Here is a 23,456-nt window from a genome sequence, read left to right as displayed (position 1 = left end):
TAAAAACAGTCTGCTCGCTAAGCTAACGCAGACCTGTCGGGCTGCCCCGTTTTTCCTGATATTTATCGTTCTTTGTCCGCCCTGTTGGGCTTAAACGGCTCGATCTCAATCCCGTGTGCGGTTTCGTGGAATCGCTCAGGATACCGAAAAAGCCGTTTGTATTTCAGTAGTTGTTCGCTCGATAAGCTGCTGTATTTCTCATCGACGACATTGGAACGGGCAATAAAAAAATCGCCGTGAATGATGTCGGCGACCTCTCTTGAATCTTCCATTAAGAAGCATTTTTCAATTTTCCAACCGTCCTTACCGCCCATTTCGTCCGCCATCAATCCCTCCATTCTCAGGCACGGATCAACACCGTCCAAAGAAGCGCCGTAGATGGAATAGCCGCCCATACGGGACTGGAATGCCTTGTTGTCCGAGCTTACTTCATAAGTCCGTTCAAATTCGCTGTACGGTTTTTTGAAGGTATCGGCGGTAAAAACGATATGGGCGGTAAGGTGCTGTCTGTTGTTTTCCGCTTCCCGAAAAAGGGATTTCAGGTCGCTGTAACTCATCTGTGTGCGCTTCGGCGGCTGGTAGACCGCCCGATTCATCGGCAGCTTTTCCTGCTTCCCGTCACGGTTGCAGACGATAGCGGCGTCATCTTCAAAGGGCATATACTCGTCTAAACCGCCCCCGCCGACCAGTTCTTTCATCGCTTCATAGGTGTTCGGTATCTCTTTCACAATCGGAGATTTGCCGACCGGAACGAGCAGGACAGAGATTTTCTCCTGCTCGGCAAGCGATAGGAAGCGGTCGCTGACCTGCGTCTTTTCCGGATCAAAATCGACCTTCTGAAAACCGAAGCTGTCGCAAAAGTGGAAGTAGCTTTTTCCGGTATTCCCGTCAATGATCTCCACCACATCGGATACGGACATCGACCGCCCTTTATATCCTGCGGGGTGTTTAAGATTGAAAATCTCATAGAGTTTTTCCAGCGTGAAGCAGTTTACTTCTCCCTCGAACACCTTATCATAGAGGCTGCTGTCGATTTCTGAGCTGCCCTGAAATTTTGGAAGGCTCTCGTAATTCATAAAGGCGACATTGTTGGCGTCACGCTTCATATTGATCTGATAAATTCGTACATTCAACGCTCATAGCTCCTTTCTTTGGATTTGTAGATTCCAAGCTGTATGCAGAGGTAATCGTTATAGTCCTTGCCTTTCTTCGGCGGCTCGTCAAAGACTTCATACTTATTTCCGAGCAGCTCTTTTAAGGTTTTGGTACAGAGCCTTCCCGTTTTGTCATTGTCCAAATGCAAATGAATCGTCTTGATAAGCGGATTTTTCTCAAGGAAAACGGAAAGCGCAATCGGAATTTTACTGTCTTTGCTCTCTTTCTTCGGCTGATACACACCCGAAAGAGAGAGCAGATTTTCCGATTTATAGTCCTTACCCTGAGCTTTCAGCAAAGTGGCATAGGACAGCAAATCAATGGCGGCTTCAAATAAATGCACCGACTGGCAAGGCTCTTTTGCAAGCAGGCGAAAGGAATATTGCTTGTCGCTTCCGTATGCGTCTCCCTTAAAGGTGCTGCTTCCTAAACCACGGTAGGCGGCATACTTTAGCGTCCCTGTTTCGTCCTTCCCGACAAAAACCGCATTATGATAGCGCCCGTTGCTTTCAAAAATCACACCGTCCGCAATACACTCCTGAATAATCTGATAGTCAATGCCACGATCAAAAAGATACTGCATTACCCGTTTGCTGTCTTGATATTTTTCCGGCAAACGCAGTGCCTTCGGCTCAGTTTTTTCTTCTTTTTTCGGTGGCGGCGTCCACTTTGCCAGTTCTTTTCCCGTTAGGATTTCCACTGCGTCCATAAAAGAATAGTTCCTGACTTTTATCAGATAGTCAAGCGCAGTATAGCCGCCGAAACCTTGCGACCACCAAAACCATTTGCCATTTGAAATCTTTAAGCTGTCGTGGTCAACGGTACGATATACATTTCTCGTTCCTTTGACTTGTTCAACATTATCCGGCTCCATCCTTCTTAGATAAGTTAAAAGGTCGATCTGCCGAGCCTGTTCGACCACTTCCGGCGGAATATATGGCATATCAGATCTTCCCTTTCCTGAGAAGCTCTGCGACTTTCTCAATGGAATCTTCCATATCTTCAACTTCGGCATTCATCAGCCATTCGTCCCAAGACAGCTCCAAGACATTTTTCGTTTTCATAAGGGAACTTACCATTTCAGGCGGAAGCTCCGTATTCTCCACATAGTCGTACAGCTCGCACATAAAGGCAAACTGCTTATCATTTGTGATGATTGTGACCTGCGGCTGGCAGAGATACCGCTTCACATATCTGATCAATTCTCTTTCAAGCTGGCACTGCAACACCAGCATATCCGCACGGATTGTTTTTAATTTACACACCATTTTCTCACCTGCTTTCTCTGTTTTTGTCTCGTTTGAGCACATCATTTGCCCTCGTTTCGATGGAATCACGAATGGTATCCATATGCTCCACTTCTCTGTCCCTGAACTCTTTATAGACATCGTCAAGAGGGCAAGGGGAACGAAGCAAAGCCTTTGCCTGTTTCGGAGAAAGCTCCAGTTCTTCCATACACATCACGATGTCCTCTCTCATCGTGTACTCGTAGGTATGATTCAAAATTTCCTCCGGCGGCTGATTAAGCAGCCAGTCTCTGTACTTGTCCTGCTCGGCTTTCATCTTATCGTAGAGCAGGGCGTTGTAGTCTGTTTCGCCCATAAGCGAACACCTCCTTAAACAAAAATATAGCCGCCTGATTTTTTGTAAAAACCAAGCGGCTATGTAAAGGTATTTGTTATTCGGTAAGTCCCATTACTTTAGATCATCAATACTTCCTGTTTGAATGGCGGAAATATTTTTTTTAATTTTTTCATCCGACCAATCCCACCATCTAATACTCAATAATGATGATATGGTATCTTCAGAAAATCTCTTTCGGATTTGTCGTGCGGGTATACCGCCTACAATCGTGTAAGGCGGCACATCTTTCGTTACTACTGCACGAGTCCCAACGATTGCTCCGTTACCAATGGTAACACCGGACATAATAACAGCTTCATATCCAATCCATACATCGTTACCGATAACAATGTCTCCCTTATTATCCCACGAATCTGTCACATTGCTTTTGTCCAGTTCCCATTCTTCAAAAAACAATGGGAAAGGGTAAGTAGACAATGACTTCAAAGTGTGATTAGCACTTGTGAAAATAAACTTCGCACCACACGCAATAGAGCAAAACTTTCCAATAATTAGTCTGTCGTGATTGATTGGATAGTGATACAAAACATTGTTTTTTTCAAAATCCGTTGGAGCATTTACAAAATCATTATACATCGTATAATCGCCAACAATAATATTAGGATTTTTTACTACGCTTTTTAAGTATACCGTTTGTTTGTCCCCGGTACGAGGATAGATTTTTGTCTCCGAAATAGTCATTATTAACCTCCTGATATTTTATTTTAGACTATTTCGGTTACTACAATACAACGCTTCACCTACAAACCACCTCTTTCAAACCAATCGTTCATTTTATAAATTGCATAGGTGTATATCGCATACCATCCGAAAGTTGCTCCGTATCGGTATCTACGAAACCCAGTTTATGATAGACCGGAACTGCATACGGAGAAGAATTTACTGTAATGGTTTTGCTTGAACTATTTTCTCGTAGGAAGTCCCACAACTTTCTACCAATGCCTTGTCTTTGATACTGTGCTTTCACAAAAAAGCAACAGATATGCTTCCGGTTTTCGTTTGTTGCGATAACTCCCTTTAGTTCTTCTTCGTCATAAGCGCCCCAAAATTCTAATGTTTTGATGATCTCTTTGTTCTCAATAAAATCCTGAAACGACTTAACTCCTTCTTCAGAATAATCGGGAGCCTCAAATTGTAAAAAAGTTTGCCAAATCAAGTCAATGGCATTTGTAATTTGAGTATCATCTATTTTTTTGACTTCCATACTAAGCACCTCGTAAATTTTCGTTATGACCGTTCCTTTTCGATCACATAGGATTGCAAGCTTCTTTTGCAACCATTCTTTTCGTAAAACTTTTCTATCCCCGGCTGCGCTCCAAAATACAGCATAGTAGGGGTATTATCCTTTGCAAGTTGCAAGAGTTTACTGCCGACTCCCTGTTTTTGATATTCAGGAAGGACGAGCAACTCTGTAATCGTACCGAAATAATATCCGTCTGTAAGAATACGCAAGCAGCCAATCAGTGCCTCATTTTCATAAGCAGTAATATTGATTGTCTGAGACAATGCACACTGTGTTTTTTCAATATCATAATTGCCTTGCCATACTTGTTTGACGAACGCAATAAAGGTAAATGCGTCCAGTTTTTTATCATCTACTATATATTCCATCTTTCTGTCTCCATATTTCCTTTATTAAATTCGTGACGGAAATCTACCACGATAATCAACATATCAAAACCAATTTGCCTTTTCATCTCTAAATCGAGGTTGATCGCCATATTGATACGGATTATAGTTATTACGGTTGCAGCCAAATTCTTTTAAAGACTTAATTTTGTTATCATCCGTCCACTCTACAAGTGAAATGCCGTCAAATTCTTCTATGCTTCCAGCGTTCATTTCATTTTTGAAGTACCATTCCACGATAGTCTGATTACCTTTATGGAAAAACTGCTTAATGTCCCAAATAAGGACTTTTCCCCGTGTATTCCACTCATTAAACCAGTGCTTAACAGTTTTGCGATCCTGATATTTTGGACTCCAGCTTTCCGTATAAACCACATCTTCTGTAAAAATATCATCTATGCCCAAATCCTGTTGTTTCAGCCACATATCAAACCATAACCGGATAATTCTTTCTCTCTCATTCATTATTAAAAACCTCATCTCTACCTCTCTGCCCAAAAGTCTTGCAAAACACGAACTAACTCATTCGGATTATCTTTGTTTACTTCGTGACCGGAAGCTTCCACAATGACCAGCTTGCTGTTTTTCATTGCTTCGTGAAACCGCTTAGCACTCTCCATATTCGTTTTATCCTTTGCGCCGCAAAGAATAAGGGCGGGACAATCAAGCGCTGTCGCCGAATCCATAAAATTGAGATCAACCATTGATTTGCTCAAACGAATAAAATCTTTTTTGCTTACGCCCATATTCTGAAATACGGCTTTGGGCATAAATCTAAATACAATATTTTGAAATTTCAGCAGTCCTTTCGGTATCTCAAACGGCGTTCCGATCAAAACAAGAGAGTTTATTTTTTTCGGATACTGGATAGCATAATTGAGCGCAAGCAGACCGCCGAGGGAAAGCCCGCAAAGATTTAGTTTGTCTTGGTAAGACTCGCACAGCTCGCTGAATGCCTGATATACTGTGGGATAGTCTAATTTCCTGCCTTTTGCAAGGTCAAATAAATCAGGAGCGACAGAGGAAATTCCCCTCGTTTCCAACTCATTTTTAATGGTATCCCAATCCTTACTGTTTTGTCCCAAGCCGTGAATCAAAATATTTTTCATAGGAAAATAACCTCAGTTTTCTTGACATTGACTCTCAAAGAGCCACTTTATTATATCACAGCACTATGTCTTTTTCCACCTTGCCGTGATAGATATAGCCGCCTGATTTTTGTAAAACCAAGCGGCTATGTAAGTTTTATTCTACTGTTTTTTTGATTTCCATTCCGTCCATCAGCCCCCGCATATAACAAATGCGGTATTCTTCCAATACAACATTGTTTTCTGCAAGCAGGTACTGGATTAAAAGTTCGCATTCTTCTTCGGTAAGAGCAGATGGCTTTTCCAAATCCAAGACAGCATTGAGTTTCTCGTTTTGATGTTTAATCTTTGCCGCCTTTTCCTTTGCAGCCTTCAATTTCTCATCACGGGAACGGGCTTTAGCGATTACCTGAGACAGCATACTTTCAAGATCGCTTTCAAACAGTTTGATAGAACAGTTTTCTTCCATCGGGTTTTACCTCTTTTCTTTATATGATGTCTCATATTATAAAGACAAATCATTGCCCGCACAAGGAAGCCACAGTTCTATTTTTACTGACACAGCAGTTCAGAGAACTTACTATGTAAAAGCGGTATGAGACTTCTCCCATACCGCTAAGAAGGTTATCGCTCATAAGCTCTTTCCTTTGAAACGGGTACGCTGTCGCCCTCGTCCGGCGCACCGTCCACCAGTTCATTTTCCCGCTTGTCTACATTGAGCAAGCCGTTAAGGACATTGAGCCGATTTGTCTTTTCGGTCAGTTCTTCTTCCTTGTCAAACGGTTTTTCCACCTCTGCTTTCGCAGTAACGAATTGCTGTTCGAGGGTTGAAAGCTCCCTGCTTTTTGCCTCCAGCCGTTCAGGGATTTTCTCAATGGCATTGTCGATTCGGGTAATGTTGCCGATAGCGTCCGTGCCTAAAGAGACGGAACGGGAAAGGCTGCCCTTGATTTTTACCTGATAGGCTTTCTCAAAGGTATCAAAGGAAAGCTCCAAATCAAAGCCTCTGTACTTGCCGAGAGGGATGGGATCAGGCGAAGTCATTTCCTTGCAGGCGTCAATGATTTTCTGTCCGCCTTCCGCTTTTTCGGAATAAGAAACACCCTTAACCTCAATCCCTACAAAGGTATCGTCCAGAGGCTTCGGGTGTTCTTTTGCAAGCGATATGTCTTTTTCCAGCCCCGCAATCGTCTCTTTCGTCCGAGCGATTGTTGTCGGGTAGTATTTGATGATCTTGTCCTCCAGCTCATATTTTTCGGAGAGATAGTTGGACTTCAAAAGGCGCAGCTTCTGCACCTGAATATCCAAATCCATTTTCTCTTTTATGTGCGGATTGTCCGCCGCAAGCATTTTGATCTCCGCATAAGAAAGAGCAGTAGCGTCCACATCTTCACAGGAACGCACGGGAGATTTGCTTGTCATAATCTGACTTGCGAATTTCTGCTTGCCCTCAACGAGCTGCCAGCAGTATGCGTCAAAAGTCCCTTCCGTAACATATCGGTACAGACCGACCTTCAGGTTTTCGTTGCCCTGCCGCACCGTCCGTCCGGCACGCTGCTCCAGATCGGCAGGTCGCCACGGGCAGTCAAGGTCGTGGGAAGCAATAATCTTGTTCTGCACATTCGTACCTGCGCCCATTTTCTGCGTGCTGCCCATCAGGATTCGCACTTCGCCACGGCGCACTTTTTTGAACAGCTCCTGCTTTTTCGTCTCAGTATCCGCCTCGTGGATAAACTTAATTTCCGATTCGGGAATACCACGCTCGATCAGCTTCTGTCGTATATCCGTGTAGACGGAAAACTCGCCTGCACCCTTTGGAGTGGAGAGGTCGCAAAAGAGGAGCTGCGTCAGTTTTTTATCACTGTTTTCCTCCCATATACGGAACACCTCGTTTACGCAGGCGTTGACTTTACTGCCTTCCTCATCGGGTAACATTGGATTCATCATTCGCTGGTCAAGGGCGAGCTTCCGCCCATCGTTTGTGACTTTCAGCATATTGTCCACGCTGGAATCCACATTGCCGCCCCTTATCTTTTCGGCTCGTTCGCCGAGAGAGGCGACCATATCTTTTTGCACCTGCGACGGCTTCACGGCGATGTTGTGATACTCCACTTCCGGTACGGGAAGATCGAGCATATCCGCCGTTTTGATGTCCGCCACCTGCTTGAACATCGCCATCAGTTCAGGCAGGTTATTGAATTTCGCAAAGCGTGTTTTCGCTCTGTATCCTGTTCCTTCGGGTGTAAGCTCAACTGCCGTGACCGTCTCGCCGAACATCGACGCCCAAGCGTCAAAGTGCTGTAAATCGTGTTCTTGCAGCGTCCGGTACTGCAAATACCGCTGGATCGTATAAAGCTCTACCATTGAGTTCGAGATCGGCGTACCCGTCGCAAACACAACGCCACGCCCTCCGGTAATCTCATCAAGATAGCGGCATTTCATAAAAAGGTCGGAAGATTTCTGCGCTTCCGTCTGAGCGATACCGCCTACATTCCGCATTTTCGTGTAAAGATACAGATTCTTGTAATAATGACTTTCATCTATGAAAAGCCTGTCTATACCAAGTTCTTCAAAGGTTACGACATCATCCTTTCTTGATTGATCGTTCAGCTTTTCCAGCTTCGTTTGCAGGGATTTTTTCGTCTTTTCAAGCTGCTTGACCGAAAAACGGTCGCCACGGTTTCGCTTTATATCCGCAATCCCTTCGATAATATCGTCAAGCTGCTGCTGTAAAACAGCCCTCTGCCGTTCAATCGAAATTGGGATTTTTTCAAACTGCGAGTGACCGATAATCACAGCGTCATAATCGCCCGTGGCAATCCTGCCGCAGAAGCGTTTTCGGTTTTTCATCTCAAAGTCTTTCTTCGTAGCGACCAATATATTCGCCGCCGGATAGAGCTGCAAGAACTCCGCCGCCCACTGCTCCGTCAAGTGATTCGGCACGACAAAGAGGGATTTATTGCAAAGTCCGAGCCGCTTGGATTCCATAGCGGCAGCAGTCATTTCAAAGGTCTTGCCTGCACCCACGGCGTGTGCTAAGAGGGTATTCCTGCCGTAAAGGATATGGGCGACCGCATTTTTCTGATGTTCCCGAAGCTCAATTTCGGGATTCATTCCACTGAAAATGATATGGCTTCCGTCATACTCACGGGGACGGATACTGTTGAACTTGTCGTTATACAGCCGCACCAGCTTTTCCCGTCTTGCGGGATCACGCCATACCCAATCCTGAAAGCCCTGCTTGATCAGCTCCTGCTTAGACTGGGCGATAGCCGTTTCCTTTTTATTGAGAACAGCTTTCTTTTTGCCTTCATCATCTTCCATATAGTCAAAGACACGCACATCTTTCATATTGAGCGTATCTTCGATAATTTTGTAGGCGTTTACCCGCTTTGTGCCATAGGTATTATAGGCTTTCAGGTTTCCACGGTCGTAGGATTTTCCCTCCACATTCCATTCGCCTGTCAGCTTTGAATAATGGACTTTGATGTTCCACTGTGCATATCTGGGCGTATCCAAAAACTCGTACATAAACTGCTGTGCGATTTCTTCCGGCAGCCAAGTCGTGCCGAGCTGCACGAAAATCTCGCTGGCAGTCAGGTCTTTCGGCTGTACCTTTTCGAGCGCTTCCACATTGATTTTGTAATCTTCGGGGTAGACCTCTGCGGATTTTTTCGCCCAAGCGAGCTTTTCTCTCACATTGCCGGAAAGATATTCGTCTGCCATCAGGTACTTTCGCTCGGTGCTGTTTCCGTAGCCGTACATCGGGTTTAGGAAGATAACGCCCTTTAATTCCTCATAGATTTCCTGCTCGGTCTTGCCCGTAAGGGAACACATATATTCCATATCCACACAGGCTTTTTCGCCCATAGATACAGCAAGCGCTTCGCTGGCGGTATCCACCGTGGTAACGGGTGTATGGGGCTTGATCGTCCGCTTCGTGAACATATCCGCCTTGCGTTCCAGCTCCCCGTTTTCGTCCAGTACCTCCAGTGCGGAAAGCAGGGCAAAGGAGCTGTCCTGCGAAAAAGCGGACACATTCGCACGGGAATTGATCAGCCCGTACTTTTTGGAAAAGGTGTCGTAAAGCGCATTTAGCTTCTGCTGTTCCTTTTCGATTTCATAATCGGGATAATCGGCAATCTGCATTTCAATCAGGCTGCGGACACAATCTCGAATGACAATCATACCCTTAATGCGGTTTTCTGCCGTAGCGGAACACTCCACCGGCGTCATTCGGGAATTTTCACGGTAATAGATTTTATCGTCCACAACCGTATAGGAAAAGTTGCGGACTTCGGGATCGGCGGGAATGGAATTATCTTCTTCGGTCAGTTCCTCGTCCACCTCGTAATCCGTAATCTCTGCGTGGATATTGGAAATGGCTTCGTCCAAAAGCTCGGCAAGGTCGGCGTTTTCGTAAGGGACAACGGTATCTTCCTCGCCGAATCTGCCGGATACGGTTTTCCATTCACCAAGTACCATTTCGGGATGATCGACGAAGTAGGCGTTCATCTTCACGCCGTTTTCATCGGTGTTCAGGTGTACCCATTCAGGCTCAAGGTCAATAAGCCTGTCCCGCTTCTGTAATATCAAAATATCCGAAACGACCTCCGTTCCGGCGTTTCCCTTAAAGGTGTTGTTCGGCAGTCGGATTGCGCCGAGAAGGTCGGCTCTCTGTGCGATATACTTCCGCACGGCTGGATTTTCCTTATCCATTGTGCCTTTGCTTGTGATAAGCGCCATCACGCCGCCCGGTCTGAGCTTGTCTAAGGACTTCGCAAAAAAGTAGTCGTGGATTAAAAAGTTATGCTTGTTATACCTCCTGTCATTCACTCGAATATCGCCGAAAGGCACATTTCCGATCACAGCGTCAAAAAAGCTGTCGGGGATATTTGCTTCCTCAAACGGCTGCGTCGCTATCGAGGTTTTCTGATAAAGCTGCTGTGCGATACCCGCCGAAATCTTATCAATCTCCACGCCGTAGATTTTGCTGTCCTGCATAGACTGGGGCAGCATACCGATAAAGTTGCCGATACCGCAGGAAGGCTCTAAGATATTGCCCTCCCGAAAGCCCATCTGCTCCATTGCCTTGTAGATCGAGGAAATGACAACGGGCGGGGTGTAGAAAGCGGTCAGGGTGCTTGCCCTTGCGCTTTCATACTCATCGGGAGAAAGGGCGGTATAAAGCTCGATAAACTCGTCCGCCCACGAGGGATTATTTTCATCAAATGCTTCTGGAATACCGCCCCAACCGACATACTGTGATAGTATCTCCTGTTCTTCGGGCGTTGCAAAGCGATTGTCAAACTCACATTCCTTCAGCACATTGATTGCTGCCATATTTCTGCGGAAGCGTTCTTTTTTGCCTGTTTCCGGAACTTCGTGGGAAGCAAGGTCAAAGGTGTGCCGTTCGGACAGCGGGATTTCAGGGTGCAGATCAAAGGTCTGTACCCGTGAGCGCTTCGGCTGGCTGAAAGTAGGTGTGAATGGCTCGGCTTCTTTCTGCTCAGGCTGTTCGACAGAATTTTGTTCTGCTATTTCAATTTCCTCATCAGACAGATACACAAGATCGTTAAAGGAAAGGCTCTGCAAACTCCTTTCGATCATATCTTCAAGAGAAGAAAACTGTTCGCTCCTGATAACTTTTCCGTCTACAAGGGTTTCAAGCCGGTAATCCACAAGATTAACTCTCGCCTGAATTTCGTGCTTATCATCTTCGGTTGTCGTATAAGCAAGCTCCACATTGGAAAGGTCTGTGTAATCCGCACCCTCGTCACGCTCAAACTCCTCACGGCAATACTCATCTATGAGCGCTTTTGCCGTATCCAGTTCGGAAACAGATTTCTTGACCTGTTCCAAGTAGTCGTTTGCCTGCCACTCGCTCTTAAACTCCTCGCTGACGCCCTCATCGTCGATATAGATCGCTTCCGTCAAATCGTCCCAAATGGCATAACCATCATCGGTTTCAATGACGAAAAATCTCTCGTCGGGCGGGAGCGTATTTTCTGCCGCCCTGTCGTTTGCAAGATAGGGCGAATCAATGATTTCTACGCCTTTCGGTTGCGGATCAAGGCTGCTGATAAAATCCTGCGGTATAGTGTTCCCGTCTTTATCCTTATAGAAAACGACGGTAAAAGGAACACCGTAGTAATTTTCTTCCTTTATATCCTTTTCAAACTGATAGGGGCTGGTATATTCAACGCTTTCCCGCACCGTCCCGTCCGTATGCAGATAGTCAATCCTGCCGACCGGCTGCGACTGCACCGGATCTTCCTTATTGGTCGATACGATGTTTCGGGTGCTGCGCTCTCCGCTTTCCAAAGAGCAGACCGCCACATCAAAGCCACGGTCAAGCAGCATATTGACATAGGTTTCCAAGCGGTTTGCCGGAAAGCCGCACATCTGTGTTCGCTGATTGCCGCCGATAGAACGGGACGCAAGATTCAGCTCCAGCGCTTCGCTTACGGTCTGTGCGTCCGCACCGTAGGCTTCAAAGAAATCGCCCATCTGATACAGAACAAGGCTGTCGGGATTAGCACTCTTGATTTCGCTGTACGCACGATAAGTGTCCGTAAAGCTGCTGCGCTCGTTCTGCTGAACAAGCCGCATAAAGTTGTCCTTGCGCTCCAAACGGGGCTGCGGATTTTGCACAGAGCGATCCATCAGCTCCACATTCCAGTCATCTACCCGTGTGATTTCAAAAGGCTTTCCGTCCAAATACACTCTGTCGCCGACTTTATAAGCGGCAGAGAATAACGATTTTTGCTGTTCCCGTGCTGCCGCCTGCTCAATCCTTGCCACTACATCTTCGGGCAGACCGTCCACATAGTAATGGATTTCGCCCTCGCTGCTGATATGGGCAATCGTTTGGTAGTCGCCGTTTTCCTCAACGGCTCTGTTCCAGACGGTAAGACCGTTTCCAAGATACCCCATACCAATGTCAAAAGCAGGCGCTTCAGCCGGATCAGCTTTTTCCTCCGGCTGAAGGTAATCGCCGAGTCCTTCGCTTCGGACAGCCTGAATATAATCGTCTTGCAGGATAGTGTCGGGCGTGACAACTGCCAAAACCTTGTTTTCCATATCCTCCTCAAAAGAGTAGGACGGGCTTAGATCACGGGGTGTAACATAAAACTTTTTAATATCCCCGTCGTAGCTCTGAACAGCCTGCTGGAACTTCCTTAAATCCCCGGCAGTAAAAATCTCCTGCGTTACCCAATACATCTCATCGCCGTTTACCAAAGAAGTTTCTTTGAAACGCATATGGTGGGGAATGAGCTTTTCAAACTCGATAGAATTGAAACGAGGCTGCTGCTCTGCAACCGCCGCCTGATTCGTTACCTTCAGGTGGTCGTTCATCGGGTTTTCCCGCACTTTGCTGTCAAACTCTGCTCTCTCCAATTCCTTTTGAAACAGCGGATACTGCATATCGTGAAGAACGACACGCTTATCATCAAAAGCAAGAATTTCGTATTCGTCAGCGCCGATATATACCGTATCGCCGAGATGATAGGCATACTGCGCCTCCTGCTGCGGCTCGTTTTCAGCCGCCTGCACCGATTCCCGTTCGGGTGGAGCAGTGGAGAGGATTTCACGGTTTTTCTGTTCTTCGGCAAGTTCGGCTCGGCGTTCCTCCTGCTTTTCAAGCCACTGCGGGTAAATCTCTTTTTCCTTTGGATTGAGATAACGGTCGAGGCGTATCAGTTCGGCAATCCGCTTCTCTACCTGATTCCAATTCAGCCGGATATGCGGCTTATCGTCCCCAATGCCTTTTGAGATCAAAATGCCTTTCCCGTCGTGCTGCTCGTCAATGCCTGCGCCGACAATAACAGGATAAGCGCCGCCCCAACCGTATTCGTCTTTCAGAAAATCGGCGTTTTCCTTTGTGGACAAGCTTTTTTCAAACTGCTCATAGATACGGAACTTTCCCTCAGATATGCCGCTCCCACGGGTGAGAACAGCGTCGATAATCTCCTGAGAAAAAGAAAAAGCAGAGGTTTTTTCCTCTGCCTGCATATCCAAAAAGTTCAGTTGTCCATCTACGGAAGGTAACGGCTTCATCGTATCCTGCAATTCGCCGAGCAGCCGCATTGCTTCAAAATGCTGTGCGATTACGCCCCAATCATAGAAGCTCTGCTTTGTGCGGGACAGATAGCTACCCTCCCAAAGCTGAAGCACATTCTGCCAAGTTTTGTACCCGACTCGCCGCCCGTCGCTCAAAATCAGTTCAGTATAATCGTTATTGAAAATACCCTTGATATATTCGGTACGGGCGGCGTTATCGGGATTGCTTTCATAGAAAGCACGAATTTCCTCTTTCGAGGCTTTCAGGTGGGGCGTTGTACCGAGGATTTCACGAATGGTATCGTCCCCGCCGAAAAACGGCAGGCTCTTATCTTCGTTGCTTCGGTCGTAGTAATCTAAGCGAAGATGACCTCCGCTTTCACGATTTCCTGCACTCTGTTCCGCAGATTGTTCATTCCCTGCACCCACTTCATCATATCCGCTGCTTTCAGGCTCTCGGTCAAGCCCTCCTGCACCGCCATCTGCTTCATCAGGGTTTCTTCCAGCTTCATCGCTGTCTGCTCTGTTTCCGCCAAATGCTGTGTCAGGGTGCAGCTCGTCAGAAGATTGTAATACCGGATTTTGTGATGTTCTTTGAGAAATTTCCGTCTCATCTGAGCGTACCTGCCCAAAGTTACCTCCGGCTGCTCCGGCATTGTCAGATCGGGAAGATTGTAATCGCCCTGCATTGTATAAGTCAGCTCGTTCATTTTCAAAGCTCCTTTCGCTCTTATTTTCAGCCTTATTGTATTCCGGTTTCTCTCTGTCCGCAATGATGCGATTTTGCCTTTCAAGGGCAAGAACAGTACGGGAGATTTCCCCAAGCCCCATCTCCGCAATATCGCTTGACGCAATACCGAGGGCGTTTAAGGCTTCCGGCGTATTGAAATTTGTAATGACAGAGAAATCCTCCGCTTCAAAAAACGGCTCGGTATCTATCCCAAGCCTTGTCATCATCATATACGCCACGCTGTTTGTTACCGCTTTCTTATACATAGCGGTAATCATATCTTCCGAAAGACCGTAGAGGAAGCTGTCATCTGCGGCATACATCAGATCGCCCAGATAGTCGGGGATATTATCCTCCACGGCGTTTTTAGCGGCGCTCAGAACTGCGTCCGCAAGGCTTTCCCTGTTTTCCAGCTCGCCGAAGGTGTTTTCAAGGGATTCGATCACATCGTCCGTATATTCCGGCTTCATATCCCAAATCGGAACGGGGCGGGAGTAGCGGCTTGCGTGGGTATCGGAAATATCGAAGTAATGGGTTAAGCGCTGCCTGCTCCGGTCGGCGTCCTCAAATACGGCGATACCCTTTGCGCCACGGTTTACCCAACGCCCGAATTTGTCGTTCCAGCGCTCGATCTCCAGCACTGCCGTTGCGTCCGGTCTTTGGGCGTAGATGAGAAGCTGCTCGTCAAAGCGCAGACGATAGTTCCGGCAGGCGCAGCGCAAAAAGGCTTGCCAGTTCTGAACATCGGACACAACAGCGTGTGCGGTACGGCGGTACAGCTCGGAAATCAGGTCGTACTTTCGTGCCATCGGTTATGCACCTCCTATCTTTCATAGTCTTTCTGTTTCGGTCTTACGGGGATACCGTTTTTATCATAGCTTTTCGGATCGGCGGCAGGGGTATCCCAACCAAACATTGAACCTGCCTTCATCGCCTCTGCCTGACCTTTTGACAAGCCGAGCTTTTTGTTCATCTCATTCACAAGGGCGTTTGTTTCACTGGGCTTGCCGCCCTGAATATCCGTGCGGTAAAATCCGCTTTCGCCCTTTTTGACAATGCCGACGCAGTTTTCCGTCTGCACGAACACATAGCACTGCTCCGGCAGAGAAGAACGGAGCGGAATCACGGTATTGCCGTTTTGCTCCATCCGCTCGGCAAACTCGCAGATATGGTAGAGGTTGCTGCCAACCTCTAAATGATAGTCGTCAATATATCGGCAGGTGCGGTCAAGCTGTTCCCCGTCGCTTAAAGTGATCCTGATTTTATCTCCATCGGGGATTTTGAATTTTTCTTTGTAATCCGGCGTGATAAAGCGGATTCCACGGCTCGCCTTTTCCATATGGCGGTCAAGCCATTCCCGCACATAGCAGTAGCAGTAAAAATTGTAGTCCCCACGGGCAGGATTACACCGTATCAGGAAGCTGTGTTTTTCGGTATCGGCACGGAAACCGTACTCGGTCGCATAGTTGCCCTGAAAGGCGCTGTCGGGATATTTCGCCGCATACTGCGCCATAGTCGTGCGGCTCTTTAACAGCCCGTATTCTTCCGAACGCAGGGCGTTGATAACCTCGTCCAGCTCGCTTTTGAACTCGTCCGTTTTCAAATCCCGCCTGTGATCAAACCAAGAGGAAAAGAACTCTTTGCCGCCTGCGCCGAAATCGCCACGAAGATACCCGATACTTCCGGTCTGTCCCTCGATCTGCGTACTCTGCCTGTAAGTGTATTTCTGCTCGTCCGTATGAAGCGGTCGGATTGTAAAAGCCATTTCTGTCTGCTCCTTTCCTTTGCCTAAATCGTGTTTTCCTCTGACTTCTGCTCATCATCAGCGCCTCCCAAATAGGAAAAGAGCCTGTTTTTTGCGATCTGCTCCTGAAGCTCTGTGATAACCGTCATATCGGAAACGGATATATCGGGAATTTTCAAAATGCTTTGCAGGCTCAGCGCCTTCAAATCCTTTTCGGTTTTACAGCCGGAATCATAGAGCTTCGCCAGCACCTTTACTTTCTGCTGCAAAGCGGTGTTTGCGCTTTTCTTCGCTGCCATTTTCTTTTACCTCCCATCTTAGCTTTTAGCGTAGTCGGAATAGACACGCTGCATTTTGTGTCTTGCCCTGCGTACTTCGGGGGAGCAGCCGAGTTCAGGATATTTTGCCTGAATCTTCTGTCTTGTCCTTCGGATACTCTCAAAGCAGGGGATACCGTAAGCCTTATAATTGCTCATCACATCTTCAAAGCTGAAATGGCTGATACCGTGGGTATCATAAATACACGCCTTGCTGACGAGCAGATACAGCTTCATATCGTCATTTCGTGCTTCGGGGTGTTCCTTTAACACCGCAAGCACTCGGTTTTCAATCGTTTTCAGGTTTCTCATTTAAGCCTCCCAAAATAGAAAAAGGGGCGGAGTTTTTAAGCCCCGCCCCCGCAGAAGTTCTTACTTTTTCTTTCTGTTACGGATCTGCAAAAAGATAAAGCCGCCTACGATAAAGACGACCAGAGCAATTCCGATAATCGCTTTCAGTTCCATTAGTTATCCTCCTTCTTCTTTTTCTTAAAGCCGATGATACCGCAAGCCGCAATGCCTGCTACCGACACACCCGCAAGGACAAGCCAAAGACCGAGCTTGCTGTCATCTCCGGTTTTCGGCGTATCTCTCAGCTCGTTGTGCATTTCAACGACCGTGGTAGAGCCTGTCTGTACCGCAGCCTCCTTGTCGGCAGGCAGGATATACATAGCGGAAGCCGAATTGTTCACTTCGGAAATCTTGTACTCGCCGATCCGCAGTCCTTCAAGGAAAATCTCGCCGTTTTCGTCTGTTTCAAGGGTAACATCATAGCCGTTTGCTCCGGTAATGCGGAAAGCAAAGCCTTCCACCTTTCCGTCAGACGATGTTTTCACGATTTTCAGGTTTCCACGCATAGGCTCGTTTGCGAAGCCTTTGCCCTCTGTGTTTTCCACCTGATAGGTCTTACCGTCCGTGTCGATAAATACCTCATACACGCCCTCGTCACGGATATACGAATCCGGGCTTGCTGATTCCAAAATGAAGTAGCGCCCATAGAGCAGATCGTTCATTTCATACTGCCCGATTTCTTTTTCGGTCAGTGTGCCGATCAGTTCGTCCTCGCTGTCCAGCTCGCCGTTGTCGTTGGAGTCCTTATAGACCTCAAACACAGCGCCCGTCAGCTTCGTATCGGTATATTCAGCGTCCACCTTCGTAAGAGCGATATTGCCACGCACCAGCTCATTGACGATTTCAATCTCAACGACTTGCTCATTCTCTGAGATATTCACATCATAGACGGTATCGTCAAGCACGAATCCGGTCGGCTGCTTGATCTCACGGATATACCAGTTTCCGTAAGGCACATTCTCAAAGGAGAAGCTGCCATCGTCGCCGGATACGGCGGTCATCAGGGCGTTTTCTTCGGTAAACTCCACATCATCGCTCTTAAACAGACCAATGAGCGCACCGCCGAGTCCCTCGCCGTTCTCATCAACCTTTTTGCCGGAAACCGATCCGTAGATCAGCTTGTTTTCCATCGGCTCGCCATTATTCACTGCAATCGCTACCGTTGCAGTTTCCTGTCCTGCATATTCAAATACAACGGGATATTTTTCGCCGTTGAGCTGATAATGCTCGTCTGTCGCCAGTTCTTTGACATAATAGCTGCCCAAAGGCAGGTCAGTCCCTACGGTCGCCCTGCCGTTTTCATCAAGCGTGATGATTTCAAGCAGACCGTCTTTCGGAATGGAAGTGCCGCTTGCGGATACAAGCTCCTCATCGGCGAACAAGCCGAAGCTGATATTTTTGATTTCTCCGTTATTGCCGATACCAAACAGCTCGTTTGTCTCCAGCGCTTTTTCAAGGCTGACCTCAACCTTCTGCCGTTCATTGACGAAGGAAGTCGCCGTTTCAGTCACGGCTACATCCTGTCCGGCGTAAATGAGTTCTACGGTATGGACTTCACTGCTCAGCACCATTCCATAGCCTGCCTTGACCTCTTTTACCTCATATTTTCCGAGATAGAGTTCCTTGCTTTTTGCAAAGCCGGTTTCATCGGTCGTAACCGTATCGACCAGCTCGCCCTTGCTGTACCTCAGCGTACCGTCTGGCGTTACCACATCTTCGGCGGCACGGATTTCATAAACGGTATCGGGAAGCCCCTGTGTTTCATAGATCGGTTGATAGATAACGGGAAGCTCCTGCCCGTTTTCATCTGTCCCGCCGCTTACCAAAACGCCGAAGAATACCTCGCCCGTCTTTTCAATGCTGATCGTGCCTTTCTGCGGCATATTGGTCTTTTCAACTTTAATCACTGTTACCCCGCTTTCCTCAGAAGAATTTTCTTCCGTTACATCAAAATAGACGGGTGTGGAATCAAGGACATATCCATAAGGACTCTGTACCTCAACGATAGAGTAGCCCTGACCGTATGGCAGCTTTTCCGGCGTTACGAGCGAGCCGTTAGCGTCGGTATAGAAAGTGTCAACGGTTGTCGGGGTAGGATAGGTAAACTCCATCGTGATGAGATTGCCGGACGGATCGTAAATCTGGAATCCTGCACCCGCATAGGGAATGGTCTTGCCCGTTTCTGCGTCCACCTTGACTACTTGGATATAGCTTTCAAAATTGCTGTTGTTAATCAAATAGCGGTAAGTCTGGGCGTCCTTTGCGATGAACACATCAAAATCATCCATCAGCTCCCTGCCTTCCCAGCCGGATACCTGATGGACGGTATATGTGCCGTAAGGCATATCCTTTGTCTGTGCAAAGCCGTTCTCATCGCAGATGAGCGTATCACGCTCGGATTCCTTTGCGTTCGCAAAAGAGCCTGCGGACTTGAGATACACTTCAAAAACTGCGCCTTCTTCGGGCGTTTCAATCTGCGTCTCGCCATCGTCCGTATGTTTGATAATGGCGATATTGCCCTTGATGACCTGTTCCGTTACATCATTTGCGGTCTGGTTATGCTCAATGGTATAAAGCTCCGGCTCTGCGCCGACCTTATGGACGGTCGGATCGAGCAAATAGCCCTCACTCGGCTCCAGTTCCTTGATTGTCCAGTCCGCACCGCAGATATATTCTTTTGTGGTAAACTGACCGTTTTCATCGGTATAGTATTCATCAATGAGCTGTTCGCCCTTGAAAATCCCGTATTTTGCTCCCGCAAGAGAGGCGTTTCCCTGAGCCGTTCCCGTCTCAGCGTCGCTCTTGGTCACGGTAACGGTAAACTTCTTCAGGATATTCGTGAAATTGCGGGTAGTGACCTCGTTCCACTTGACGGGTGCGCTCTGATCTGCGGGAATGACATAACGGATTGCGGTATCCACTTCCTCAATGGTGTACGGCGTTGTGCCGCTGATCAGCACATCTTCAAAGGTCGCCACACCGTTTTTATCCGTAACCGCATACTCGTCCACGGCAATGCCGGAGAGCGATGTGCCGTAAAGGTGGAAGGTCACGCCCTCATTGAAGTTATCCTCCGAGGATTTGATAACCTCAATATCGCCACGCTTCAGGGTATTGTTGAAGTTGACGGTCGCAACCTGCCCCGCAACTACGGTTACTCTGCGGGACTCCTGCGGCTCGTATCTGTCATATTCCTGCTCGGTTACGGTATATACTCCGGGCATTAGGTTATCGACCTGAATCTGACCGCCGTTTTCTGTCTTAACGGTTTTATCAATGCCGTTGCCCTGAATACGGAAGGAGATACCATCAACTTTTCCGTCCTCGCTGGTTTTGACGATCTTCGCCGAGCCGTAGGAAACCTTTGATTTAAGAAATCCCTTAACCGGATCATTGACCGTCTGAGCGTAGGTTACGGTATCCTGCACACCGCCGTTTGGTCCATAGATACCGTCCGTCCAAGTGATAACGCCTTTTCTCTGCGCCGTTTTCTCTGCGGTAATCGTCAGCCCGTCGCTCGGCGCTTTCTCGGCAGTAATCGTCAGCTTGTTTCCGCTTACGGAGAACTGAACGCCCGAATCATTGGACGAAAACTTATATCCCGAAAGGACATTGTTGCTGTCCGTCAGCGTAACCGTGTACTTAGAGCCATCCCATTCAAGCTCGATTTCCTGTGCGCTCCCCGGTGTTTTGGAAAGGAAGCTCGGCAGCTTGGAATGCTTCTGCACACTTGCCGCCATTGAGTTGTAGTAGCTCATAATCTTGTCGTAAAGAGGGTGGTTAGGACTGATCTGATCCAGAACAGCGTCCTTGCCGCCTGTGCTGACCTTGTTGAAGTTCTCGTCACGCTCACCGATCACGGTTTCCCAAATGAGAAGCTGTGTAGCGACTGCGTGAGCCAGCTTATCGCCGCCCTCGTTCTGAGAACGCCACGAGGTTGAGATGGTTCCCGTGTAGCCGTACTGGAAGATACGACCGATGAACAGCTTAATATCGTCAGGAGAAATGGTGCTGTTATAGGACGAAGGGTAGTTGTCCCAAAAATCCTCGCCCTTTTTGGTAAAGCTGTCTCCGGTCTGCTGCGGGACGCCGATCTCAATACAGTAGCAGATATTTCCCGTATATGATCCCATCGCACGGACGGTTGTATAACGGGAATTGCCTGTTTTCCAGCCGTTCATAAAGGTAAGGCTTCCGTGTCCCCATTCGGCGTTGTAATTCGAGTCCCCGTCACGGGGATACGAGATAAGGTACACATCGTCCGTTTCCTCTGCGGCATAGGCGGTCGTACCAATCCCTACAAGGGAAGTCACGCACATCAGCGCCGCAAGAAACAGCGACATAATGCGTTTTGGTTTCTTAATTTTCATCTGAAATCCTCCTTGAAATGAAAAAACGCACCGTTTTTTCGGTGCGTCCTCAAAATGGAATATTTAATTTAAGCGTAGCCGATATAGATGTCGTAAAGTCCGTCAGAGACTTCCTCCGCCCAAATCCATACGGCTGTGATTTCTTCGTCAGCCTTGTACCGATCCAAGCGGCTGTGAATATCCCTTTCAAGATATTTGCAGTGCGCTCCGGCACGGATCGGATTATCCCAACAGTAAATTGCCTCGCTGTCTAACAGAAGTCCCACGCTCTGAGCGTAGCCTTTTGCAAAGGAAATCCAGTAGTCAATGTCAAAGTCAGTTTTAGTTTCGCTCGGTGTTTCTTCCGTTTCAGGCGGCGCAGGCGTTTCGCTTTCTTGTGGAATATCCGGCTGCGGTGTGGATACGGAATGTTCGGTTTTGTCCGCTTTATCGGGTTGTTCGGCGGGCTGTGCCGCCTGCCCGGTTTCAGAAACAGTCTGAGGCTGTTCGGTGCAGACCGTATCCGTTTTCGTCGTTTCTTCCTGCTTTTCCGTCGTTTCTTCCTGCACGGCTTCAGGCGTTGTTTCAACCTCCTTGCTTTCCTCTCCCGCAGGCGCTTCGGATTCAGGGGTGCTTTGAACACTCTCCGAAAAAGAAAACGGCTGCGGCTTATCTTCATTCAGCGGGGCATTGTTGCAGCCTGCAAGCACGACCAGCAAAAGAGCCGTTAAAAAAGCGATTGTTTTGATTTTCATTGCGCTTCACTCCTTTTCTGCCGCCATTGTAATGCGAAACAGCGTTTCAGGCAAAGGTGTGAAACAAAGGGTAATCTTACATCATAGGGCATACCTCCTGTGTTTTGGAATGGTGCGTTTTCCTGAGATAGATTGAGTTAGGTGAGATAGCTGTAATCAGGAGAGATAGATTTATTCTTTCGGATAGTCAGGTAGTTTCAGGGGTTGGAGTGTGAGGAAGGGGAAGAAAAAAACGCACTCCGCCTTACCTGCTGTCACGCTCGGCACGGTTACGCAGAAACTTGTTGTAATGCTCCAGCGCCTTGCAGACATACTCCTCCGTTTGGTTGATGGGGATATTTTTCGGGATCAGGCTTCGCACCCTGTCCCCACGCAAAACAATCTTCTCACGCTGATTCGGCTTTTCCTCGCTCATAATCGCAGAGATCGCCTCCGTAGTCAGCTTGCCTTCTTCAAAAAACTTCCGCATACGGATTGCCTGATCGTGGGACGGGGTACAGTCGTTTAGGTCGATTTCGTCCACCAAATCCCTCTGGCAGTCCTCGTTCAGATAGGACAGCTCAACGGCGGGGCGCATTTTAATCCTGCCCTCGTCCACAAATTCAAGCAGTTCGGGAACAAGGTTTGTAAGGCGGATATATTTTCGGACTTGTTCGTGACTTTCGCCGCTTTCTGCGGCAATAATTTCACGAGTGGTCTTGCCACCGAAATTCTGCAACAGTGTTGCAGAATTATTTTTACTCGGTCTGCCTGCCTGTCTTTTCATAGCGTCCAGCCGCATTTTATATGCGTGAGCTTTCTCCGAGGGAAGTATCTGCGACCGTTGAAAGTTGCTTTCGACCATTAAAATCGTAGCTTCATCACGGTCGAGGTCTACCACCTCACATCTGAGCGTTTCAAATCCGGCAAGCTCGCAAGCCCTTTTTCGCCTGTGTCCTGAAATAAGCTCGTATCTTCCGTCCTCCTTCTGCCTTACGGTAGCGGGAGTAATCACGCCACGCTCTTTGATACTTTCCACAAGCTGAAACATATCCTCATCTTCCCGCACCTGAAACGGGTGATCGGGGAAATCGTCGATTTCCTCAAGCGGAATATCCCTGATTTTTGACAGCTTCGCTTCGTCCCTTTCCTCCTGAGAGGAAAACAATTCATCGAGCGTGTTCGTGGGCAGCGTGAAGTCGCTCTTTCTGCCTGCCATCGGCTAACACCTCCTTTGTGAAACTGGCGTAAGCCTTAGACACCGGACTGTTCGGCTCATAGGCGTAGATACTTGTCCCTTTAGAAGATACCTCTGCGGCTTTTACGGCTGCCGGAATCATTGATCTATATATCCTGATATGGCTGCCGAAATTCTCCCTGAGCGCTTCCACTGTGCTTTTCGCAAGATTTGTCCTTCCGTCCACAAGCGTCAGAAGAATACCGTCGATTTTCAAATCGGCGTTTGTATGTTTCCTCACTTTCGCAATCGTCCCCAAAAGCTGCGTCATTCCCTTAGCGGGAAGATACTGCGCCTGAACGGGGATAATCACGCTGTCCGCCGCCGTTAGAGCGTTAAAGGTAATCATACCCAAGCTCGGCATACAGTCTAATGCGGAGTAAATTATTATGCTGGGTAACTATCCGCAACAGT

17 protein-coding genes and 2 pseudogenes are annotated in these 23,456 nt (G+C 47.7%); all 19 read right to left on the bottom strand.

The window, feature by feature from the left end; genetic code table 11:
- Positions 1 to 62 precede the first annotated feature (62 nt).
- Positions 63 to 1,133: a YodL domain-containing protein gene (locus G5B11_RS13895; RefSeq protein WP_227700744.1), complete on the bottom strand. Its 1,071-nt coding sequence runs from the start codon at positions 1,131 to 1,133 to the stop codon at positions 63 to 65.
- A complete protein-coding gene (locus G5B11_RS13890) occupies positions 1,130 to 2,098 on the bottom strand; it encodes a DUF3991 and TOPRIM domain-containing protein (RefSeq protein ID WP_173728706.1) in 969 nt (322 codons plus the stop codon). Before G5B11_RS13890 ends, G5B11_RS13895 begins: the two co-directional genes overlap by 4 nt.
- A 1-nt stretch (position 2,099) precedes the next feature.
- Complete coding sequence (locus tag G5B11_RS13885; protein ID WP_173728704.1) at positions 2,100 to 2,423, bottom strand: hypothetical protein; 324 nt, start codon at positions 2,421 to 2,423, stop codon at positions 2,100 to 2,102.
- Positions 2,424 to 2,454: 31 nt separating this feature from the next.
- Positions 2,455 to 2,757: pseudogene (locus G5B11_RS13880) on the bottom strand (DUF3848 domain-containing protein); the annotation flags it as partial.
- 93 nt (positions 2,758 to 2,850) lie between these two features.
- Positions 2,851 to 3,480 carry a CatB-related O-acetyltransferase gene (locus G5B11_RS13875; protein ID WP_191868110.1) on the bottom strand — a complete coding sequence of 210 codons (630 nt, stop codon included), beginning with the start codon at positions 3,478 to 3,480 and terminating at the stop codon, positions 2,851 to 2,853.
- Between the two features lie 88 nt (positions 3,481 to 3,568).
- Complete coding sequence (locus tag G5B11_RS13870; protein WP_173728700.1) at positions 3,569 to 4,003, bottom strand: GNAT family N-acetyltransferase; 435 nt, start codon at positions 4,001 to 4,003, stop codon at positions 3,569 to 3,571.
- 23 nt (positions 4,004 to 4,026) lie between these two features.
- Positions 4,027 to 4,410 carry a GNAT family N-acetyltransferase gene (locus tag G5B11_RS13865; RefSeq protein WP_055194945.1) on the bottom strand — a complete coding sequence of 128 codons (384 nt, stop codon included), beginning with the start codon at positions 4,408 to 4,410 and terminating at the stop codon, positions 4,027 to 4,029.
- A gap of 63 nt (positions 4,411 to 4,473) precedes the next feature.
- Positions 4,474 to 4,893 (bottom strand): nuclear transport factor 2 family protein, encoded by a 420-nt coding sequence (locus tag G5B11_RS13860; protein ID WP_155219394.1) that lies wholly within the window; start codon positions 4,891 to 4,893, stop codon positions 4,474 to 4,476.
- 17 nt (positions 4,894 to 4,910) lie between these two features.
- Positions 4,911 to 5,537 (bottom strand): alpha/beta fold hydrolase, encoded by a 627-nt coding sequence (locus G5B11_RS13855; protein WP_173728698.1) that lies wholly within the window; start codon positions 5,535 to 5,537, stop codon positions 4,911 to 4,913.
- 136 nt (positions 5,538 to 5,673) lie between these two features.
- Positions 5,674 to 5,985, bottom strand: a complete 312-nt coding sequence (locus G5B11_RS13850; protein ID WP_155219387.1) for a DUF6664 family protein — start codon at positions 5,983 to 5,985, stop codon at positions 5,674 to 5,676.
- Positions 5,986 to 6,140: 155 nt separating this feature from the next.
- On the bottom strand, positions 6,141 to 12,128 hold the full coding sequence (locus G5B11_RS13845; protein WP_227700780.1) for a DEAD/DEAH box helicase family protein: 5,988 nt from the start codon (positions 12,126 to 12,128) through the stop codon (positions 6,141 to 6,143).
- Positions 12,129 to 13,936: 1,808 nt separating this feature from the next.
- Complete coding sequence (locus G5B11_RS19770; protein ID WP_244093019.1) at positions 13,937 to 14,236, bottom strand: TnpV protein; 300 nt, start codon at positions 14,234 to 14,236, stop codon at positions 13,937 to 13,939.
- 897 nt (positions 14,237 to 15,133) lie between these two features.
- A complete protein-coding gene (locus tag G5B11_RS13835) occupies positions 15,134 to 16,075 on the bottom strand; it encodes a hypothetical protein (protein WP_173728692.1) in 942 nt (313 codons plus the stop codon).
- A 23-nt stretch (positions 16,076 to 16,098) separates the two neighbouring features.
- Positions 16,099 to 16,353 carry a hypothetical protein gene (locus tag G5B11_RS13830; protein ID WP_173728689.1) on the bottom strand — a complete coding sequence of 85 codons (255 nt, stop codon included), beginning with the start codon at positions 16,351 to 16,353 and terminating at the stop codon, positions 16,099 to 16,101.
- Between the two features lie 18 nt (positions 16,354 to 16,371).
- Positions 16,372 to 16,683: a hypothetical protein gene (locus tag G5B11_RS13825; RefSeq protein WP_055282132.1), complete on the bottom strand. Its 312-nt coding sequence runs from the start codon at positions 16,681 to 16,683 to the stop codon at positions 16,372 to 16,374.
- Positions 16,684 to 16,835: 152 nt separating this feature from the next.
- Positions 16,836 to 21,092 carry a SpaA isopeptide-forming pilin-related protein gene (locus tag G5B11_RS13820; protein WP_173728687.1) on the bottom strand — a complete coding sequence of 1,419 codons (4,257 nt, stop codon included), beginning with the start codon at positions 21,090 to 21,092 and terminating at the stop codon, positions 16,836 to 16,838.
- A gap of 68 nt (positions 21,093 to 21,160) precedes the next feature.
- A complete protein-coding gene (locus tag G5B11_RS13815; RefSeq protein WP_173728685.1) occupies positions 21,161 to 21,826 on the bottom strand; it encodes a hypothetical protein in 666 nt (221 codons plus the stop codon).
- A 244-nt stretch (positions 21,827 to 22,070) separates the two neighbouring features.
- Positions 22,071 to 23,024 carry a ParB/RepB/Spo0J family partition protein gene (locus G5B11_RS13810; RefSeq protein ID WP_173728683.1) on the bottom strand — a complete coding sequence of 318 codons (954 nt, stop codon included), beginning with the start codon at positions 23,022 to 23,024 and terminating at the stop codon, positions 22,071 to 22,073.
- Positions 22,975 to 23,415 (bottom strand): annotated as a pseudogene (locus G5B11_RS13805) (ParA family protein); the annotation flags it as partial. The pseudogene G5B11_RS13805 and the gene G5B11_RS13810, both read right to left, overlap by 50 nt.
- Between the last annotated feature and the right edge of the window lie 41 nt (positions 23,416 to 23,456).

The organism is Blautia glucerasea (assembly GCF_013304385.1).
GTDB classification, from domain to species: domain Bacteria; phylum Bacillota; class Clostridia; order Lachnospirales; family Lachnospiraceae; genus Blautia_A; species Blautia_A ammoniilytica.
Note: the sequence above shows the minus strand (reverse complement) of the source record. Positions and strands in the feature narration are given on the sequence as shown.

What these genes read in the sequence shown, in the direction of transcription:
- G5B11_RS13890 (WP_173728706.1), bottom strand. Translation starts at nt 2,098, where the DNA reads ATGCCATATATTCCGCCGGAAGTGGTCGAACAGGCTCGGCAGATCGAC.
- G5B11_RS13885 (WP_173728704.1), bottom strand. Translation starts at nt 2,423, where the DNA reads ATGGTGTGTAAATTAAAAACAATCCGTGCGGATATGCTGGTGTTGCAG.
- G5B11_RS13875 (WP_191868110.1), bottom strand. Translation starts at nt 3,480, where the DNA reads ATGACTATTTCGGAGACAAAAATCTATCCTCGTACCGGGGACAAACAA.
- G5B11_RS13870 (WP_173728700.1), bottom strand. Translation starts at nt 4,003, where the DNA reads ATGGAAGTCAAAAAAATAGATGATACTCAAATTACAAATGCCATTGAC.
- G5B11_RS13865 (WP_055194945.1), bottom strand. Translation starts at nt 4,410, where the DNA reads ATGGAATATATAGTAGATGATAAAAAACTGGACGCATTTACCTTTATT.
- G5B11_RS13860 (WP_155219394.1), bottom strand. Translation starts at nt 4,893, where the DNA reads ATGAATGAGAGAGAAAGAATTATCCGGTTATGGTTTGATATGTGGCTG.
- G5B11_RS13855 (WP_173728698.1), bottom strand. Translation starts at nt 5,537, where the DNA reads ATGAAAAATATTTTGATTCACGGCTTGGGACAAAACAGTAAGGATTGG.
- G5B11_RS13850 (WP_155219387.1), bottom strand. Translation starts at nt 5,985, where the DNA reads ATGGAAGAAAACTGTTCTATCAAACTGTTTGAAAGCGATCTTGAAAGT.
- G5B11_RS13845 (WP_227700780.1), bottom strand. Translation starts at nt 12,128, where the DNA reads ATGCGGCTTGTTCAGCAGAACGAGCGCAGCAGCTTTACGGACACTTAT.
- G5B11_RS19770 (WP_244093019.1), bottom strand. Translation starts at nt 14,236, where the DNA reads ATGCCGGAGCAGCCGGAGGTAACTTTGGGCAGGTACGCTCAGATGAGA.
- G5B11_RS13835 (WP_173728692.1), bottom strand. Translation starts at nt 16,075, where the DNA reads ATGGCTTTTACAATCCGACCGCTTCATACGGACGAGCAGAAATACACT.
- G5B11_RS13830 (WP_173728689.1), bottom strand. Translation starts at nt 16,353, where the DNA reads ATGGCAGCGAAGAAAAGCGCAAACACCGCTTTGCAGCAGAAAGTAAAG.
- G5B11_RS13825 (WP_055282132.1), bottom strand. Translation starts at nt 16,683, where the DNA reads ATGAGAAACCTGAAAACGATTGAAAACCGAGTGCTTGCGGTGTTAAAG.
- G5B11_RS13820 (WP_173728687.1), bottom strand. Translation starts at nt 21,092, where the DNA reads ATGAAAATTAAGAAACCAAAACGCATTATGTCGCTGTTTCTTGCGGCG.
- G5B11_RS13815 (WP_173728685.1), bottom strand. Translation starts at nt 21,826, where the DNA reads ATGAAAATCAAAACAATCGCTTTTTTAACGGCTCTTTTGCTGGTCGTG.
- G5B11_RS13810 (WP_173728683.1), bottom strand. Translation starts at nt 23,024, where the DNA reads ATGGCAGGCAGAAAGAGCGACTTCACGCTGCCCACGAACACGCTCGAT.